The sequence below is a fragment of the Gibbsiella dentisursi genome (assembly GCF_039539505.1).
Classification (GTDB): domain Bacteria; phylum Pseudomonadota; class Gammaproteobacteria; order Enterobacterales; family Enterobacteriaceae; genus Gibbsiella; species Gibbsiella quercinecans.
In genome coordinates this window covers 1-1196 of record NZ_BAABDG010000017.1, presented here as the reverse complement: position 1 = coordinate 1196, position 1196 = coordinate 1, and the positions used below count along the sequence as shown (strand labels likewise).

Here is a 1196-nt window from a genome sequence, read left to right as displayed (position 1 = left end):
GGTAATCTTCCCATTTTTAACGGAGGTGATAAGTAGAATCAGGTCATGCGTTGAATATGCTGCATCGGCGTGTAGCCATTCAATGCCATATTCGGACGCTCGTGATTATAAAACCATTGCCAGCGTGTGGCATAGTCCTGCAATTCATCCAGCGAGGAAAACAGGTACTGCCCTAGCCAGTCATAGCGTACTGTACGATTATATCGCTCAATATAAGCGTTCTGCTGAGGTTTACCGGGCTGAATAAAACGCAGGGTTATATTCTGTCGGGCCGCCCATGACATCAGTATCCTGCCTGTATATTCTGGCCCGTTATCGCACCGGATAGCTGCTGGTTTTCCCTTCCATTCAATGAGTTGCTCCAGTGTTTTGACCACCCGACTCGCTGGCAGGGAAAAATCCACCTCAATCGCCAGCGCTTCCCGATTAAAGTCATCGATAACATTCAGTAAACGAACAGAACGTCCATCCGATAGCTGATCATGCATGAAATCCATCGACCAGCATTCGTTGCCACTTTCAGGCACCGCTAGTGGCTCAGGTTTATCCCGTTTCAGTCGTTTTTTCGGCTTGATCCGCATGTTAAGCGACAACCCGCAATAAATCCGGTACACCCTTTTATGGTTAAACCGGAAACCTTTTACGTTACGCAGATACAGAAAACACAGGCCAAATCCCCAGTTACGCTGACTGTCAGTGATACGGAGCAGCCAGTCGGCGATGACGTCATTTTCTTCATTTCGTTGCGGCTGGTAGCGATAGCAACTTTCGCTGACAGCAAACAGCCGGCAGGCAAAGCGCACGCTGACGTTTCGGCTCCTGACGGCTTCTTGCGCCATCTGCTTTCGACGCGATGGCTTCACCACTTTTTTGCCATGGCTTCCTGAATAATTTCGGCCTTGAGACGCTCTTCAGCATACATTTTTTTGAGGCGACGGTTTTCCTCTTCCAGTTCTTTGAGGCGGGTCATCATGGAAGCATCCATCCCGCCAAAGCGTGAACGCCACTTATAGAAACTGGCGTTGCTCATGCCATGTTCGCGGCACAGTTCGGCCACCGGCGTTCCTGCCTCGGCTTGCTTCAGGATGGACATGATCTGGCTGTCAGTGAAACGTGATTTTTTCATAGAGATCTCCCCGGTTCAGGTTACGAGAAAATTCTACTTATGAACACACCGGTTTTTCGGGGGGATTACC

The 1196-nt window shown here is 49.6% G+C and carries 1 protein-coding gene; it reads right to left on the bottom strand.

Annotated elements, in window-relative coordinates:
* Positions 1–38: 38 nt before the first annotated feature.
* A protein-coding gene (locus tag ABFX35_RS23685; protein WP_346083183.1) for an IS3 family transposase occupies positions 39–1126 on the bottom strand; the annotation gives its coding sequence in 2 pieces (ribosomal slippage) (positions 39–874 and positions 874–1126; 1089 coding nt in all).
* Positions 1127–1196: the final 70 nt, after the last annotated feature.